This is a genomic window from Ruminiclostridium hungatei (genome assembly GCF_002051585.1).
Lineage (GTDB): Bacteria > Bacillota > Clostridia > Acetivibrionales > DSM-1351 > Ruminiclostridium > Ruminiclostridium hungatei.
Genome location: NZ_MZGX01000010.1, coordinates 1 through 17,661 on the forward strand (window position 1 = coordinate 1; position 17,661 = coordinate 17,661).

Consider the following 17,661-nt stretch of genomic DNA (forward strand, 5'->3'; position numbering starts at 1 on the left):
AAACCACAGATGCAAAAGGCAACGAAACAACAAAAATATATGATGGGGCAGGACGGCTGGCATACTTAATATCAGAAGGGAAAATAACCGGGTACACCTACGAAGCAAACGGGAACAGGCAAAGCGTAAAATATCCCGACGGGGCAACCGAAGAAAAATATGAATATGACAAAAACAACCGCCTGAAAAAGCTCACCAACATAAAAAAAGACGGAGCAATCCTGGAAGAATACAAATATACCTATGACGGAGCAGGAAATCAGACCACAAAAACAGAAACAATACAGGGAAAAGAAAAAGGCACCACAGCCTACCGCTATGACAGCCTGAACAGGCTCCTGGAAGTAACCGAGCCGGAGCAGGAAACAGGAAGCCGTAAAACCACAGGCTACACCTATGATGCCTCCGGCAACAGAGAAACAGAGCAGGTACAGGCAAAAACCGCAACAGGCACAGCCATAACCCTGACCACCTACAAAAACGACGAGCAGAACCACCTTGTAGCAGCAACGGAAGAAAAGGGTGACGGCACCAAAAAAACCACCGCCTACACCTATGACAACAACGGCAACCTGACCAGAAAAAGTATGGAGCAAACCCGTGAAATAGACCCGTCCAACCCTCCCAAGGCCAAATTCGGCATGTACATAGAAGGCCAGAAGGACGGAGCCACAAAAAATGCAAAGCCCATAGTGGCAGGCACAGCCAGCTATGAATATGACATGTGGAACCAGATGGTAAAAGCCACCACAGGAGAAGGCACAAGCACATATACATATAACGGGGAAGGCTACAGGACGGAAAAGACGGAAAACGGAAAAACCACCAGGAGCCTGTACGAAGGGGACAAGGTAATCCTGGAGACAGACGAAAACGGAAAACAAACTGCCAGGAACATATATGGAACAAACCTAATACAAAGGACAGTGACCACCAGGGAAAACGGGAACACAAAAGAGGAAACCTACAGCTACATGTACAACGGCCATGGGGACGTAACAGCCCTGCTGGGAGCAGATGGCACATTAGCCGCCAGCTATTACTATGATGCCTTTGGAAACGCATTGGAAACACACTACTACAATGCGTCAGGCACAGAAATCAGCAAGGCAGTTGACAATCCTTACCGCTATGCAGGATATGTATATGACAGCACAACAGACCTCTACTACCTTAACGCCAGAATGTATGATGCAAAGACAGCAAGATTTCTGCAGGAGGATACATATTTAGGAACTGCCAGTGACCCGCTGAGCTTGAATTTGTATACGTATTGTGCCAATAATCCGGTAATATATATAGACCCGACTGGGCATTACAAGGAAGGGGATGAAAAATATTCTGTAACAGTGCAGGAAAAGTTATATTTGTATGGATTGGCATATGCAGATGCGAAAACGGATAAAGATAAAAAAGATGCGGCAAATGCGGCAAATGCGTTAAGGCAACAGGCAGAAGCAAAAGAGGATTATCTATATACACCAAACGCAAACAATGAGGATATTGCATATGCACTGGGTTTAACGGCAAAAGCAAAAGCTGCATGTAATAACACAACAACTGCAAATGTAACTGCAAACAAAAGTACAACTGATGCTGGAAGGAATACATCAGGAAGCAATGCAAATAGTGCTACAAATACGGAGACAATTGAAAAAGAAAAATTCGCAAATCAGTATTATAGTGATGCAGTCCAGTATTACAATTATAGGAAAGATACAAATATGTTCTGGATTCCGTATAGTAATACGGTAAAAATATATATGGAAGCCCTGGACTATGCAGTGAAGAAGAATTTAATAGATAAAAATTCATCTGATTATAAACTAGCAGTTGCAAATATATATTTAAGTGCGTACTCTCAAGGAGATATAGCTGCTGATAGTTACTTACACATAATAGAAAATACTGACCCAAGTATTATGATGTTTGCGGCGGCTCTAAAATCATTGGAAAAGAGCGGAAAGTTTACTACTAATGAAATTTCTGACTTGCAAAATAGCTATGAGAAAATGAATATTGAAAGAACGAGTAAGGCTGCTGTACCAATGTCAATTGAAATGGTAGGAGAAGATGCTAACTTTGAGGCTGCTGCTAATAGAATAAAGCCGATGCAAGGATATACAGATGTTGTTGTTCATGGTGATGCGAATAGCTTCTATGTACTTAACAAAGGTCAATGGGTACAAATTGACCAACGCTCAATGGCAACATACTTAAAAAGCAATGGGTATACTGGTGGACCCATAAGATTAATATCATGTGAAACAGGGTCTCTCCCTAATGGAATAGCACAAAATCTATCAAACAAATTGGGTACTGAGGTAATAGCTCCGTCAAATACAGTATGGATACAGCCGAATGGTTCCTTGACAATTGGTAGAACAGGACAAGTCAATACTGGTAGATGGAATACCTTTACCCCAGGAAAACCTTAAAAAGGAGGACTGAAGATGAAGCTAAAAAAGTATGGGTTTTTTAAAGAATTACGTCACGGAGATGAAAATGGAATTAGCTTAAAAGTTTTAATAAATAAAAATGCAAGTACAAATGAAGACAAGTTTGTTAAGTACTTAAAGAAAGGTGTTGTATTCATAGCGTGTCCTGGGATTGTAAAAGATGTACTGGATGAAAAGGGCGGTATTATAGGAAGTCCACACATTCTTACTGATGGAGTTTGGGCATGGCCAGCTGATTTAATATACTACATAGAAAAATATCATATAAAAATACCAAATGACTTTGAAAAACATATGATGGATAATAGTTGGATACCACCTATTGAAGGGAATATAAATCTCGAAGAACTTGAACTGTAATTTTCAAGGTCACATAGCCTAGGCTGATGTTGCCTTCTCTTTATTGTACGAGTAGGCAACAAAAGAAAAAGGCACCACAGCCTACCGCTATGACAGCCTGAACAGGCTCCTGGAAGTAACCGAGCCGGAGCAGGAAACAGGAAGCCGTAAAACCACAGGCTACACCTATGATGCCTCCGGCAACAGAGAAACAGAGCAAGTACAGGCAAAAACCGCAACAGGCACAGCCATAACCCTGACCACCTACAAAAATGATGAGCAGAACCGCCTTGTAGCAGCAACGGAAGAAAAAGGTGACGGCACCAAAAAAACCACCGCCTACACCTATGACAACAACGGCAACCTGACCAGAAAAAGTATGGAGCAAACCCGTGAAATAGACCCGTCAAACCCTCCCAAGGCCAAATTCGGCATGTACATAGAAGGCCAGAAGGACGGAGCCACAAAAAATGCAAAGCCCATAGTGGCAGGCACCGCCAGCTACGAATATGACGTGTGGAACCAGATGGTAAAAGCCACCACAGGAGAAGGCACAAGCACGTATACATATAACGGGGAAGGCTACAGGACGGAAAAGACAGAAAACGGAAAAACCACCAGGAGCCTGTACGAAGGGGACAAGGTAATCCTGGAGACAGACGAAAACGGAAAAGAAACCGCCAGGAACATATATGGAACAAACCTCATACAAAGGACAGTGACCACCAGGGAGAACGGGAACACAAAAGAGGAAAGCTACAGCTACATGTACAACGGCCATGGGGACGTAACAGCCCTGCTGGGAGCAGATGGAACCTTGGCGGCCAGCTATTACTATGATGCCTTTGGAAACGCATTGGAAACACACTACTACAATGCGTCAGGCACAGAAATCAGCAAGGCAGTTGACAATCCTTACCGCTATGCAGGCTATGTATACGACAGCACAACAGACCTCTACTACCTGAACGCCAGAATGTATGATGCAAAGACAGCAAGATTTCTGCAGGAGGATACATATTTAGGAACTGCCAGTGACCCGCTGAGCTTGAATTTGTATACGTATTGCCACAATGAGCCTGTGATGTATAGTGATCCTACGGGGCATGCGGATGCAAAAATTACAGAGTTGGCTAAAGCAGCAGGAGGAGAAGCAAAATGGAATTCTCAAAACAGTTCTGTTACGGTAACTATCGGCGGGGTGTCCAGAACCTTTGGATATAACGAAATTAAATTGGTAAACGGAAGCGCAATTATTGAAAATGAAACTTTTGACATAAAATTCAACGCAACTGACAAGGGGGTTGAAATAAATACAACAGTAAATACAAAGACTGGAAAAATAGACGGTACTACTGAATACAGGAATACCTCAGCAGTATCCAAAAGTGTAACAAATACTTATAAGCCCACAAATACCCCTGCAAGTGGGAATAATACATCAACCAGTAATGCAAGCAGTACGACAAATAAGGGGACGGGGAATAGTGCTATTCAAACAGCAGGGAATGTGATACAGGGATTTTCAGCAGGTGTAATTGAAACAATAACATATGGTGTATCCGGCGATATGGATAAGTATTATTACAGGACAAATGAGCAATTATATTATACAGGTAAGGTAGTCGGTAATGTAGTAATAGGAACCGCAGGAACAGCAGAAGTAATTGCAGGTGGTGGATATATTGGAGTTACAGGTGGAATTGGAGCTTTGGTTGGGGGAATAGCTGTAGTCTCTCATGGTGTGTCTGTTATAGGTTCATCCGTTGTAAATGGTGTAAAAAACTATGTTATTTTGCAGGCTAATAGTGGTGAGAGTGCTCAGGGGGGGAGTAAAACTGGTTACGAACTCAAACCTGGAGTTGATGAAGACCTTCGAGGTACAGGCAAAACCTATCAGGACGCATTAGATGATGCTTTCAAAAAGACAGGAGTACCAAAGGAAGATTTTACAGTAACGAAATGGGCTAAAGACGCAAATGGTAAATCATATCCTGTAGAGTGGCGTGCATCTAACGGAGCTGAAGTCAATATTGATACAGGGCATACTACAAATGGTCCTGATGTTCCCCATATAGGGTATCAGACTGGTGGAAAAAGGGGAAGTGGCGGTGCAGTTCGTGGACATATACTTGTTGATGATGTACCTGTCAATAGGTAGAATACTAATAATATGGAGGTAATATCTGTGTGGAATATTAAGGGGCAAATTAAATCTGCAGCTGGCTCATTAAATGTTAATATCCAGGAGGTTCAAGTTTCTGATATTGATAATATAGTAAGTCAGGCGATAGACAAATTTGCAGGAGGAAACAAAGTAATTCCTTTTTGGGAGAACCTTATAGACTATATAAGTATAAATAATAAGGATGCATGGCTGTGGATAGGTGAGTTAATTGGTGATACTGAAACTATAATGTTTTTTAATACTTCGGACGAAAAAGCTGCATTTGCTTTCAACAATGGTGATAATGTAGTTTCAGTCTTGAGTGAAACCTACGGGTTTGAGTTTTATTTAACTAATAGAGCCACAGAATATTTATTATGTTTTAACCACCATGATGTTCTCATAGCTTGTGGTAATGCTATAAAATGGCTTAAAAAATATAAAACACCAGAGAACGATGCGTTCTTGCGGACTTAATATCAAAGTAGACAAGGAGCATATCAGGCTGTGTGACCTTGTTTTCTCTATGCCTAGGTTAACGTATAAAAAGTAAGGTGGACAGTTTGACCTTAGATTGAAACATAAATAGGATTAAAAAAAAGAATAAGAGATTTTCCATATATGCAGGCTATGTATATGACAGCACAACAGACCTCTACTACCTTAACGCCAGAATGTATGATGCAAAGACAGCCCGGTTCCTGCAGGAGGATACCTATCTGGGCAGTGCAGGTGACCCGCTGAGCTTGAATTTGTATACGTATTGCCATAATGAGCCTGTGATGTATGTGGACCCGACGGGGCATGCGGATGCAAAAATTACAGAGTTGGCTAAAGCAGCAGGAGGAGAAGCAAAATGGAATTCTCAAAACAGTTCTGTTACGGTAACTATCGGCGGGGTGTCCAGAACCTTTGGATATAACGAAATTAAATTGGTAAACGGAAGTGCAATTATTGAAAATGAAACTTTTGACAGAAAATTCAACGCAACTGACAAGGGGGTTGAAATAAATACAACCGTAAATACAAAGACTGGAAAAATAGACGGTACTACTGAATACAGGAATACCTCAGCAGTATCCAAAAGTGTAACAAATACTTATAAGCCCACAAATACCCCTGCAAGTGGGAATAATACATCAGGGAGTAATACAGGCAGTGCTAATAATACAAGTAGTGGGATGAATAATCATACGGAAAAAAGCTGGCCAACAACATCTGGAATATACAAGACAGAAAACTTGCCTAAACCGTTATTACATGACCCAATAGATGACTATTATGAACCTGTATATACTTTTTATATGACACAAGAGGATATAGACGGGTTTGTGGTAGTGACTTCCATGCTTCAGACAGAAATAAAAATGGCTTCAGGCGCAATAAAATATTTAGGATCATTATTTAAGGGAATTCCTAAAACTGGAAAGTTAGTTGGGTCAACTAGTGGACTTGAGTTACATGAGGTAACAATGATAGATGATTTAGTTGCAAAAGGGAATACTGTTGAAGTTGTCCCGCGCTCGAATGTTCAAGGTGTTAAGACATATGATTTAAAAGTAAATGGGGTTGCGACTGAGTTGAAAACACTTGCCAATCCTAATACAGGTACGGGAGCAAAAAGAATTTATGAGGGATTCCAACAAGGGGCTGATACAGTGATAATAGATGGTAGGCAGGCTGGATTAACATCCCAACAAGCACAAGAAGTATTGAGTAGGGCTGCAGGAAAATACACAAACAAGCAAATACCTGGGAATGTGCAGATTTGGACAAATGATGGAATAATTACTTATCCTTAAGGAAAAGAGAGGTGTGTTATTATGGCACGAATGACATGTAAGTGTGGAGAAGTCTTATCGAATACTCTTGCACCGAATGATATTCAATTAAGAGTGTTTACTGATAAAGAGTGGGATGATATTATCAATATTGGACAGATTGATACATTAGATTTACCGGACCCTAAAGTTGATGTTTGGAGATGCCCAAAATGTAAGAGGATGTACTTCTTTGAGGATGGTAATGATAAAGCTGCATTGATTTATAGGCTTGAAGAATAATAAATACTTTGTAGGTCACACAGCCTGATATGCTCCCTGCCAAGTAGACAAGGAGCATATCAGGCTGTGTGACCTTGTTTTCTCTATGCCTAGGTTAACGTATAAAAAGTAAGGTGGACAGTTTGACCTTAGATTGAAACATAAATAGGATTAAAAAAAAGAATAAGAGATTTTCCATATATGCAGGCTATGTATATGACAGCACAACAGACCTCTACTACCTGAACGCCAGAATGTATGACGCAAAGACAGCACGGTTCATGCAGGAGGATACATATACGGGCAATGCGGGTGACCCGCTGAGCTTGAATTTGTATACGTATTGCCATAATGAGCCTGTGATGTATAGTGATCCTACGGGGCATTTTGAAAAAACTGATGAACTAATTAAGGATCAAGCTACGCTTGGATTACTTGAAATTTACGGGAAAAACTGGGATACTTATAATAAAAAAGCTAATGAATATAAGAACAATGATAAAGAATTGTATGATTTCTATATTAGTTTAAGAAATGAACAGCATGACAAAGCAGAAGCCACTCGTGCAGATTATGTTGTCGATAATGGGAAATATGCATATGACTATGCTAAAGAAAAATTAGGTGAGGCAAAAGCAAATTATATATTAGCTGTTGAGAATTATTATAGTGATAATAAAGGAATGGCAAAAGAACAAGTCTATAGAGCAATGAATGTTAAACAGACAAATGATATAACATTTAATGAACAATTGCTATTTAATGCACAGCAACAAGCTAGGAATGGTTTGGATAAAATCCTCATGCAGAAAATAAATAAAAGTAATCCATGGGATATCTCCTTTAATTCTTTTTCTTTTGGTACTGAGTACTATAATAAGTCATATAATGCAAATACTAGTAATTCTGTTTGGCAAACTTTTGCATTTATTGGAGGTATGTTTCTCGATAAAAACAATCCATCAAATTCTGGACCAGATATAGCCGACAAAAGGTCACAAATAATAATTGATTATACATCACAAGGTTTATCTGGTTTGTTAATTGATGGGGGAGAACCAGGTGGAATGGAATTTTTAAATATAATTGATCCATTCCAGCATGCCAGAAATGCAAATAAAGCAGAAATGATATCAAATTTCGTGAATCAAAGTGAGTACAAATATTTAATTGATGCAGAACAAGGAAGTACAATTACAAAAAAATTTATTACTAAAGTTGATGAGTACAGAAAGGTGGTTGAAAAAAGAGAATATAAGTATGGAGATGATAAGCAAAGTAGGATATATAAAAAATTAATTCTTGAATATATAAATATTGTTATTAATGAAAATAAAAATCATGATGCAACAGTTAAGAAATTTAACTCACAATTAAGAAAATGTTTAATTAAAGATAGAAAGGGTAATTTTATGCATAGTAAAAGTAAAAAAACAATATATTGTATTTTTATTCTAATTCTAATAATTTTTACACAAAGCGCATGTGAAAGTAAATATAAAGAATTTGATTCGGCATTTATGTTGGACTATTATAAAATAATCCAGGACATAGATTCTGAAAAGGTTGATGATATTCTTTTTAAGTTACAATCAAAAGAAAATACTGAGATATTAGATAACATGAATAATTTATTAGAAGATAATAAAGAACTTAGAAAGAAAAATGAAAAAAGGTACGATGAATTACAAGAATTATATACCGGATTAATTGACTTGAAAGATGCATATAAAAAGTGGGAAAGTTATGATTTTGATAGACAGCAATACTTGAATACTCAATTAAATAATATATATGTTTATTTAAGTTTATTAGAGTCAGATAAAGAAGGGAACACTAAATAAAAATGAGTTAACAAGCACGAATAAAGTTGAGTTTCTCATTAGACTCACTTCAAAGGGTGTGTAAACCTCTTGGTTAATATAAGATGGTTAATTTTGCCAGGAGGTTTAATTTTGCCGCAAACAAATCAGAGTAGTCAGCTACAAAAGAATAGTTTTACCCTACAAAAACAAAACATCCCCCTGACCTTCCAGTCAGGGGGATGTTTGCATTACAAATATAGGTTTACAACCGGTATTTCATTGGACTAGAACTGGAATTGCCCCAGCAGGAAACCTTTAAGCTTGATTAAATCCAGAGCGTCTACCGAATCGCTTGAATCTACGTCTGCCGCCTTCAGACCGTCACCTGTCAGGAGCTGATTTCCCAGAAGATGGCTCTTTAAGAGCATCAAATCCAATGCATTTACTTCCTTGTCACCGTTTACATCACCCTTCATAATCTGTGAAGGAGTTTCAGGCTTGGTTCCGTCGGGTTCAATACCGCCTACCAGCACACCATTGTCGTACACGCAGATATTATCGGTTTTGACGGGAACTCCAGTCCAGTTGCTGGTTTCGATTTTTAATCCCTGATAACTCCAGTCGTCGGTAGGATTCCAGGAGTTCTGCCAGGCGTAGGTGCCCAACGCAAACTGGTACTTCTTATTGGAATTGGCTATTGCAAAGCCATCCCAGGTTATTTCAACGTAGTAGATCTTATTTGTTCCAAGTTTTGTACTGTTATATTTAATAGGCCCTGAGAGTACCGCATTATAATTGGTCTCTGCAGATGTCTGGTCGTATAGTTCTCTCATCTCAATATTATTGGGTTCCAGAGAGGACATTCCGGTTGCGTCGAAATAGTACCTTACTGAAAGATTTTTTGAGGTTTTCGGAGCATCGGAATTAACATAGAAGGTTACTTCTGTGGCTTTTGGTCCGTCAGACTGTTTTATATCCACACCAAAGGCATCTACCCAATAGGAGTTTCCGCCTTCGTCACCACCGCCCTGTTCTACCGGCGGGAAATCAGGTGTCACCTGCATGGAGGAATCGCCGAAGAAACGGTACAGACCTGCACATGCGCCAACGAATGCGGCATTATAGTCTATTGTTACTTCATTATAAATATAATCGGAAGTGACATCCTTATGCTCATCCTTTGAACCCGGGCCGCCCACCAGCGCCCCATAGAGCACGTGTTTATGCGGTGCGGGGTCTTCACATCTCGACAGGCCGGAAGCTGCCCTGTGATGTGGGAATTTAGCAGAAATATCACTGTAGCCTACTATGTAGCAGCGGTTTATTGGATTGTTGCCCATGAGGTACTGCATCTGGGATTTTGCCCATTGGCTGTATTTCGATGGAGTATCTCCGTGGTGCTTGTCATATACAAGGGCCAGAAGCTGAGTTGCCGTATTGTATCTTGCAGAACCCCACTGGTTGAGGAAAGCATAGCCCCCCGGCGTAATGGTTACATTTTTTCCTGACATCCAGCCGTCTACCGTTTTGGCGATCTGACTCCAGAAATTGATTTCCTCATAGGGACTCTTGTTTGTAGCGGCCTTGTAGCGATCTTCCAGAACTTGTCCGTTTTTATCGTACAAATCATCAATTTCTGCAATCAGGCATGCTGTGCCCGCCCACACATCATTCCAGCAGTGTGTCCAAGTGGAGGGAGCATAATAATCAAAATACTTGAGAACTTCACCTAAATAGTGGTCTTCCTTTGTTGCCAGATAAAGCCATGAACCCGCCCAGCAATAGTCATCCTGCCATTTGGAGGATGTATAGTAGCCCTTTGGTCCGTCTGCATTGCAGGATTTTGTGGGGCATCTTTCCGCAAATTCAAACAGAGCCTTTGCATATTTAAGGCATTTTGCAGCATATTGAGGGTCTTCATCCTTAAAGTTCATGTAATTTACCGCCAGTGAGGCTGCGGCAGCAGCAACACAGTCTGTTGAAGGCATTTCATCCGTGGCAAACCAGCCTCTTCTGAACATGTCATCATTTTCCGGTGCATTCCAGTAAGCATGGTCCACATCACCGTCCCCCACCTGGTAGCAGAAGGCAATTGCCTTTCCTGTACTGTCAAGGAAGGTGCATCTCATAAAATAGTCATTGAAATACCTGAGAAGGGTTTTTGCATGTTCAGCCTGCCCGGTAGTTTCGTATTGCTGCCTGAATTCATAAAAGCCCCAGCCAAGAGTAGAGCCGGAGTATGCTTCCGGCATACCGAATTTTACATGGTCGCCTGCATCGTGGAAACCGCCTGAAACATCAACAGCACCGTCACCGTCGGGGTCAAGCACGCTTTTGTTTTTTGTTATAAAACTCTGGGACATATTCGTATTAGTCGGGTCAAGGGGGAGTTTTGCGTCATATGTGTGACAGTCGTCTCTCCATTTGTATTGTCCGTTTTCATTAACGCCTGTGCCGCACATATTTGCATCATAGAAATATTGAGAATACTGAAGTGCCTTTGCGTAATTATAATCTATTCCTGCTGCACTGACGTTCGCACTGCCGGCAGGAACAGCCATAACTGTAAGAATAACCGCACTTATAACGGTACAGCCGGCCTTCTTTAAATAATTTAACACCTTCATGCTATTTCTTCCTTTCTTTTTGGCAAGTTGATTTTAATGGGCTATCAGCCTGTAAATAAGGCTTTCGGTCCCTATGGGCAAAAGAGTGAGGTTGGAGCATATGAAAATATGCTCTCATCCGGGGAATTTGCTATTTCCCGGCAGGAAATTCAGTTATCTGGCCAAGTAAATATTTTTTTATAAGGGAATAATCAATTGCATCTACTGAGCCGCTTCCATCAAGGTCTGCAGCTTTAATGGACTGATTGTTTTCAAGCACGCATTTCTTCATCAGGGCCAGGTCAATTGAATCTATCGACTTATCTCCATTTAAATCGCCATATAAAATTTCCGGTTCAACATTTATAGGATAGGTTTCAAGGTCCGGGAGCTCATCAAGGGTTATGCAGTACTCGCTTTTGTACATTTCTGCCAGCCAACTCACAGGATTGTTCTGTTCTCCTGTAAGATGCCAGCCATACCAGGGACAGAAATACAGCCAGGCGGCCCTTTCGTCAATAAGTCCGGAAACTCTCGGTATAGTATCGTTTTCGCTCATTGTAACCAGTTTTTTCCCGTTTGCCAGCTTGACCATATTATAGAAGGTGGAGGAAATAGCACTTCCGTTGGGCAGACCATCCTTGGCATTGTACTTGTCATAGCCCAGGATATCAACCACGTCGTCACCCGGATACCATTTGGGAGATGTATCGTAGGTATAGGAGGTCCAGACCCAGATAAGATTGTTAAGTTTATATTCGTTTGTAAATTTGTCATAGAGGAGCCTGTAGAGTTTGACACAATTTTCAGGACCCTGGGCACCCCACCAGAACCAGCCACCTTCTGCTTCGTGAAGAGGTCTGAAAAGGACTGGGACTCCTGCATCCTGAAGCTGTTTGAATTTGCCGGCCATAACCTTTATATCGTCCAGCAGCGCGGTATTTTCTGCCGTTCCGGAAGTCAGGGCTTTGGATATGCTGAAGGTTGTACTGTCGGTATAGAAACTGTTATCGGCTTTTTTGCCTATATTCCCCGGTGAGAACCAATGCCAGCAGACTGTGGGAATACCGCCCTTTACCTTGTACCAGTCGATGACTCTCTCGGCACAGAGATCATCCCAGAGCAGGCCGTTCCCCCTGTAATTCATAAAGTCAAAGCCTCTGACTGCAGGCATTTTGCCGGTTTTTTCCTTTATGTAGGTAAATTCGGCTTCCGAGCCTTCATAGTTGTGGGAGCCACACAACTCCTGCTGTCCTGAAAGAATGTGTTTTCCGTAAACATCCACAAGATAGCTCATGAGTGCCTTGGCCTCCTTGGTAGCGTTGGGATTGACCAGCTTTTTTTCCACGTTCAAGCCGGCTATGCTTTCATCGGCAGGCTTGACAATCAGGTAATCAAAAAAGGTATAGCCCCAGTAGCTTTCAAATTGGATATTATTTGTACCCTGATTGAGCTTCACAATGCCTGCCGACATTTCCTTCCAGCTAAGAGTGTAAGGAAAACTCACCTCTCCCTGGTTTGAGTCGTTAACATTGAGGTACTGCACCTTTTTGGTCTTGTCAAATGGCTGTGCATAACGTACGATAAGTTCGTAAAGACCGGTCTGGCTCACATTCACATTTACAGAAGTACTGGTGCCCTTTTGCCCTATAAAGCTGCAAGTGGCTCCTGTAAGATCGAAAGTCAGCCCGTCATCGGTTTTTCCCACGTAGTCCGTGTGAATTTCAGCATTGTTTTGAACGCCGTTTTCAAATTCATACTTGATTCCGTCAGGTGGTGCGGCTGCCGCCGCTGCACTGATGAATGACATTGCAGGTATAAATACTGCCAATGTCAATGCCAAGAAAACCCTAAATGTGGTTTTCTTCCTCATAAAATCGCCTCCTTTTCAAATATTTAGCAATATAATGCACTATTTTATCGCATTTTACATAAATGTAATAAAATAGGCTACATACACATATTATTACATTTTATCTCATCTTACAATTAGTTTATTTATATACTTAATAGGCAAATTTGTAAGGACAAATTTTAAATTCCGGATTTTGTGAATATAATTAGATAGAACTCCTCCGGCCCATTATGGGATGCAGGTATTGAAAAGAGGTCCAGGGTATGCCGAAAGTAAGCCCCAGGAAAGTAATCAGTATTTATAAGGGAAAAATTGATGTAAAGGAACTGATCTGCAAGATAATAATGCTGTCGGCTAAAGGATAGAAGTCAAGGATAGAAGGACACCAAAGTACCCCCGTCTTGCCGTGATAAAATAAAGGGATACAAACCAGGCAGAAGCTTGAGCTTCTGCCTGGTTTGTATCCATATATGCTGCAAGAACTGTTGTGTATAAACGGGTAATAATGATAGGTAAGGTTTGTGACAATAATATGTTAGAGCCGGAATCAATAATATGTATCAGCATGAAGTAATAAAGGGATCCCAGGTAACCACATGGGTTCCGTTTATTATTATTTTAACCTGGTAGGTCTGGCTGCCCTGGTTGATTGCGCGGCCCATCCAGTAGGTGTCGTCATCAGACTGGGGCTGGGGGGAGCCTTCTCCGCCGAAAACATTGCCGCTGGAAACCTGGAATCCTGCAATGGAAACAGTATCCTGGGTATCCGGGTCCAGTGGAACTGCCAGCCATGAGATATAGTCTCCTGTAAAGCATTTGGTGGATAGTTCAAGTGTTCCCTCGTTTGTACTGCCAAACTCTACCCTGTTGTCTATCATGTATATATTTCTGGTATCTCCGCTTATGACTCTGGCGGTATCAACTGTAATTATTATTTTGGTCTGGGCTCTGACCTGAGCCTGTAATTCATTTATAGTCATTGTTTGAGCCTCCTTCATAAAAATTTGCTTATTAAGCCTGTATTATTTTTAACCGCATATATTAAGACTTGGACTGATTTTTAACTGTACGGGATTTCTTCCGCTTTCCGAGATTAATAAATTGATGGGAGTGGCATAATTTCCGGAATTTTCTGCTCTTCCTACCCAAACATCTCCGGCGGTGCCGGATTGGGTGGGATTTCCCCCGTAGCCCCAGGCCAGGGATTGGTCAAAGCTTGTAATAACTACTGTGTCGTGGGTGTCCGGATCGATGGGCAAAATCCTCCAAGAGATATAGTCGTTGGTGTTGCAGTATGTATTTAGTGCGGCACTTCCCTCGTTGGTGCTTCTCGGAGCCCTGTTGTCTACCATGTAGATTCCCTGTGTGGAACCTGTTCTTGCCTTTGCAGTGTCAACATAAATTACAATTTTCACATTACAGTCTGATGGTGATGGTTTTGCTATTTGTACCATATTTTTACACTCCTTTCGGTATTTTTAAAATATTTTGTCATAAATGATATCATTTTCTGCTGTTATTATATGTCATTAAAAATGACGTGTCAATATATACTTTTATAAAATTTTCCAGTTATGATGAGGGCTCATGTCGAAATTTGAGACAGTAATATAATACAAAGAATAAAGCTGTGGCTGATAATATATGTCAGATATAATGAAAATTGATTGCCTATTGCAAAAAATTGTATTATTATTAATATAAATACAATTAGTCAAGTCAATTATCAGCGGCTGAAATCCAATAATTTAAACCGTAATTGACTTTGTGAAGCTGTAATAATACAAATGGAGGAAGAGTATGGGAGAGCAATTCAAGATTATTATTATTGATGATGAACAGGGGATTATTGATTCAATTAAGGCAAACCTGCCGCCTGAGTACATTGTAGACGGCTTTGCAACTTCCAAGGAAGGTATGGAGGCCATCAGGGATAACAGTTATGACCTCTTGATACTTGACTTTTTCATTGATGCCATGAACGGAAGACAGATAACCGAAAAAATAAGAAAGACAGATGATGAGATATACATAATGCTGCTCACAGGCAGGGCTGAAGAGGCTCCGGGAATGGAAATACTGAAGACCATGGACATCCAGATGTATTTTGAAAAATCAGCTAATTTTGAAGAATTGCTGATTATGATAGAATCTGCCCGAAAGTCCATAGAACACTCCCGAAGAGAGGGAAGCTTCGGAATACGCCTTAAAAGGCTCAGGAAAATACACAATATCAGTCAGGAGGATCTGGGTAAAATCCTCGGTGTGGGCCGTACCGCCGTGGCCAACTGGGAAACCAACCAAACTGAGCCCACTGGGGAAAATATTAAGAAGCTGGCTGACCTTTTCAGAGTCACAACAGATTATTTACTTTGTTACAATGCCAATTTCGGAGATTCTCCCAATCTGACCAAAAAATAATATTTTTATAGAGCTTTGACAGAGGCTTTAAAAGCAGAGGTTTTTATGCTTGAGACAACAATTAAAATATTAATTTACTTTTTTTCATCGGTAATACATTTTACCCTCTTCATACAAATAAAGAATATCAGGCATTCGAGGCTGCTGCATCGAATGTGCGCCTTGAATGTGCTGATATTATTCATCTGGACCGTACTGCGGCTGCTAAATGTTATTATAAGTGCTGCCACAGGCCAGATATTTTACCCCATATACCTGGCAGGCTCGGTATGTGTATTTTTTCTTCCGGCCACACTAGTGGCGCTGTCCATACTGCTGGTGAAAGAAAAAATAAACAGCATACTGATTTACATATTGATTTTTGCACCTCCGTCCATAAGTACCCTTATGCTTTTTACAAACAGCTTTCACCATCTGTTTATAAAAAGTTATTCTCCCAACGGCTATTCTTTCGTATTCGGCAGCTACTATTACGTTCACTGCACCTGGCAACTGATTTATGCAACCTTTGCCGTGGTTTACCTGCTGTTCTTCAGTTTAAAATATACCAACTGCCTTACCAGGCAAATTTTGCTTGTGGTTTTGGGAATCGTAACGCCCATAGCAGTTGACTACCTGGTATACGCCACGTATTTTTCACGGCTTCCTATTGCCATTCCTGACAGCATCTATACCTTGAGCTACTGTTTTACAGCAATCTGCCTGACCTTTGCAATTAGAAGATACAAATTCCTTGATATGCTCCCCATAGCTATCAGGAGTGTAGTGGATTTTATCAGCGATTCCTTTGTGGTAATAGACTATAAAAGCAATGTGCTTGAAGTAAGCAAAAACTTCAGAGAGCGTTTCGGGCAACTGATGGATATTGAGGAAAACAACTTTTTCACGGCTCTGAATGATGCCGGGCTGTATCAACTGGCAGGAAAATTGACTGAATATGTGTACCTGTCCGAACATTCTCATGAAAACGCAAAAATTGAATATGAACTTACACTTAAAAATGAACAGAGGTTTTTTGAGATTGAAATAATACATATCCATGCACACAAGCAGTTTATGGCCATACTGATTTTCTTCAGGGATATGACCGAGCACAGGCAGGTGTTAAGGCTTATGGAGGAAAACTCAAAACAGATGATGGAGCAGGCCCGGCTTATATCCCTGCAAAATCTTATCGGCGGCATATCTCACAATATAAAATCGCCGCTTATGTCGGCTTCAGGCGGAGTACTGGCGCTTAAAAACCAGACTTCAAAAATGGAAACCCTTCTGTCCGGCCTCAACCTGGGAGAAAAACATAGGGAATGTGCGGATATTATCAAAGATATGAAGAAATGGGAGGACTCCATAAAAAACTATCTTGTCTATATCTCGGATATTATCTCGGCGGTAAAGGAACAAACCACCAGTATGAACGGAAATCTTAACAAAAGCTTCACTGTTGATGACGTGCTGAGTAAAGTAACCATACTTCTGGATTTTGAGCTGAAAAAATCAAACTGTAAATTAGACTGCAGCGTGGACCTTGAGCGGGAAACCCAAATTGAAGGTGATATATCGGTGCTTACGCAGATTCTTGGCAATATCATAATCAATGCAACCCATTCCTATACCAACGGAGGAATTATCATTCTCAAGGCTGCAAGGAAGGGAGACGCGGTGCTTTTTACGGTACGGGATAACGGAAAGGGCATGCCTGCCGAGGTTAAGAGCAAGATTTTCAATGAAATGATTACTACAAAAGGCAAGGATGGTTCAGGACTGGGACTGTATTTTGCAGGCATAGCAATAAAAAGCAAATTCATGGGAGCCATTACTCTTGAATCGGAAGAGGGCGCGGGAACCACTGTTTATATAACAATACCTCTCAAGGAAAATAAAAACAAATAATATAAGACTTTGTACTAAAACTTAATTAAATTAATTGATAGTAAATAACATATTTGTTATAATTAAACAGAAAGTTA

13 protein-coding genes are annotated in these 17,661 nt (G+C 40.6%); 9 read left to right on the top strand and 4 right to left on the bottom strand.

The window, feature by feature from the left end; all coding sequences use genetic code 11:
• From CLHUN_RS08735 to CLHUN_RS08770, 7 genes are all read left to right on the top strand, one after another.
• Positions 1-2,438 (top strand): RHS repeat domain-containing protein (locus CLHUN_RS08735; protein ID WP_165755712.1); only part of this gene is annotated, 2,438 nt, incomplete at its 5' end.
• A gap of 15 nt (positions 2,439-2,453) precedes the next feature.
• Complete coding sequence (locus CLHUN_RS08740; RefSeq protein WP_080064209.1) at positions 2,454-2,819, top strand: hypothetical protein; 366 nt, start codon at positions 2,454-2,456, stop codon at positions 2,817-2,819.
• A gap of 358 nt (positions 2,820-3,177) precedes the next feature.
• Entirely contained in the window at positions 3,178-4,959 is a 1,782-nt protein-coding gene (locus tag CLHUN_RS08750) for a polymorphic toxin type 47 domain-containing protein (protein WP_080064211.1), read from the top strand.
• Between the two features lie 27 nt (positions 4,960-4,986).
• A complete protein-coding gene (locus CLHUN_RS08755) occupies positions 4,987-5,442 on the top strand; it encodes a DUF6756 family protein (RefSeq protein ID WP_080064212.1) in 456 nt (151 codons plus the stop codon).
• Positions 5,443-5,582: 140 nt separating this feature from the next.
• On the top strand, positions 5,583-6,767 hold the full coding sequence (locus tag CLHUN_RS08760) for an RHS repeat-associated core domain-containing protein (RefSeq protein WP_278247530.1): 1,185 nt from the start codon (positions 5,583-5,585) through the stop codon (positions 6,765-6,767).
• A 21-nt stretch (positions 6,768-6,788) separates the two neighbouring features.
• Positions 6,789-7,028: a hypothetical protein gene (locus CLHUN_RS08765; protein ID WP_080064214.1), complete on the top strand. Its 240-nt coding sequence runs from the start codon at positions 6,789-6,791 to the stop codon at positions 7,026-7,028.
• Between the two features lie 176 nt (positions 7,029-7,204).
• Positions 7,205-8,851, top strand: a complete 1,647-nt coding sequence (locus CLHUN_RS08770; protein ID WP_278247531.1) for an RHS repeat-associated core domain-containing protein — start codon at positions 7,205-7,207, stop codon at positions 8,849-8,851.
• 245 nt (positions 8,852-9,096) lie between these two features.
• On the opposite strand, the gene CLHUN_RS08775 is transcribed toward CLHUN_RS08770, so the two are convergent.
• The 4 genes from CLHUN_RS08775 to CLHUN_RS08790 form a co-directional block, all read right to left on the bottom strand.
• Positions 9,097-11,439, bottom strand: coding sequence for a glycoside hydrolase family 9 protein (locus tag CLHUN_RS08775; RefSeq protein WP_080064216.1), 2,343 nt, complete (start codon positions 11,437-11,439; stop codon positions 9,097-9,099).
• 130 nt (positions 11,440-11,569) lie between these two features.
• Positions 11,570-13,291 (bottom strand): glycosyl hydrolase, encoded by a 1,722-nt coding sequence (locus tag CLHUN_RS08780; RefSeq protein ID WP_080064217.1) that lies wholly within the window; start codon positions 13,289-13,291, stop codon positions 11,570-11,572.
• A gap of 542 nt (positions 13,292-13,833) precedes the next feature.
• The gene (locus CLHUN_RS08785) at positions 13,834-14,253 is read right to left on the bottom strand and encodes an AidA/PixA family protein (protein ID WP_117387032.1); all 420 of its coding nucleotides are present in this window, start codon (positions 14,251-14,253) and stop codon (positions 13,834-13,836) included.
• A 48-nt stretch (positions 14,254-14,301) separates the two neighbouring features.
• Positions 14,302-14,727: an AidA/PixA family protein gene (locus CLHUN_RS08790; protein ID WP_080064219.1), complete on the bottom strand. Its 426-nt coding sequence runs from the start codon at positions 14,725-14,727 to the stop codon at positions 14,302-14,304.
• A gap of 346 nt (positions 14,728-15,073) precedes the next feature.
• Between CLHUN_RS08790 and CLHUN_RS08795 the strand changes: the two genes are divergently transcribed.
• Both CLHUN_RS08795 and CLHUN_RS08800 read left to right on the top strand, forming a co-directional pair.
• Entirely contained in the window at positions 15,074-15,694 is a 621-nt protein-coding gene (locus CLHUN_RS08795; RefSeq protein ID WP_080064220.1) for a helix-turn-helix domain-containing protein, read from the top strand.
• Between the two features lie 45 nt (positions 15,695-15,739).
• On the top strand, positions 15,740-17,584 hold the full coding sequence (locus CLHUN_RS08800) for a sensor histidine kinase (RefSeq protein ID WP_080064221.1): 1,845 nt from the start codon (positions 15,740-15,742) through the stop codon (positions 17,582-17,584).
• The last annotated feature ends 77 nt before the right edge of the window (positions 17,585-17,661 follow it).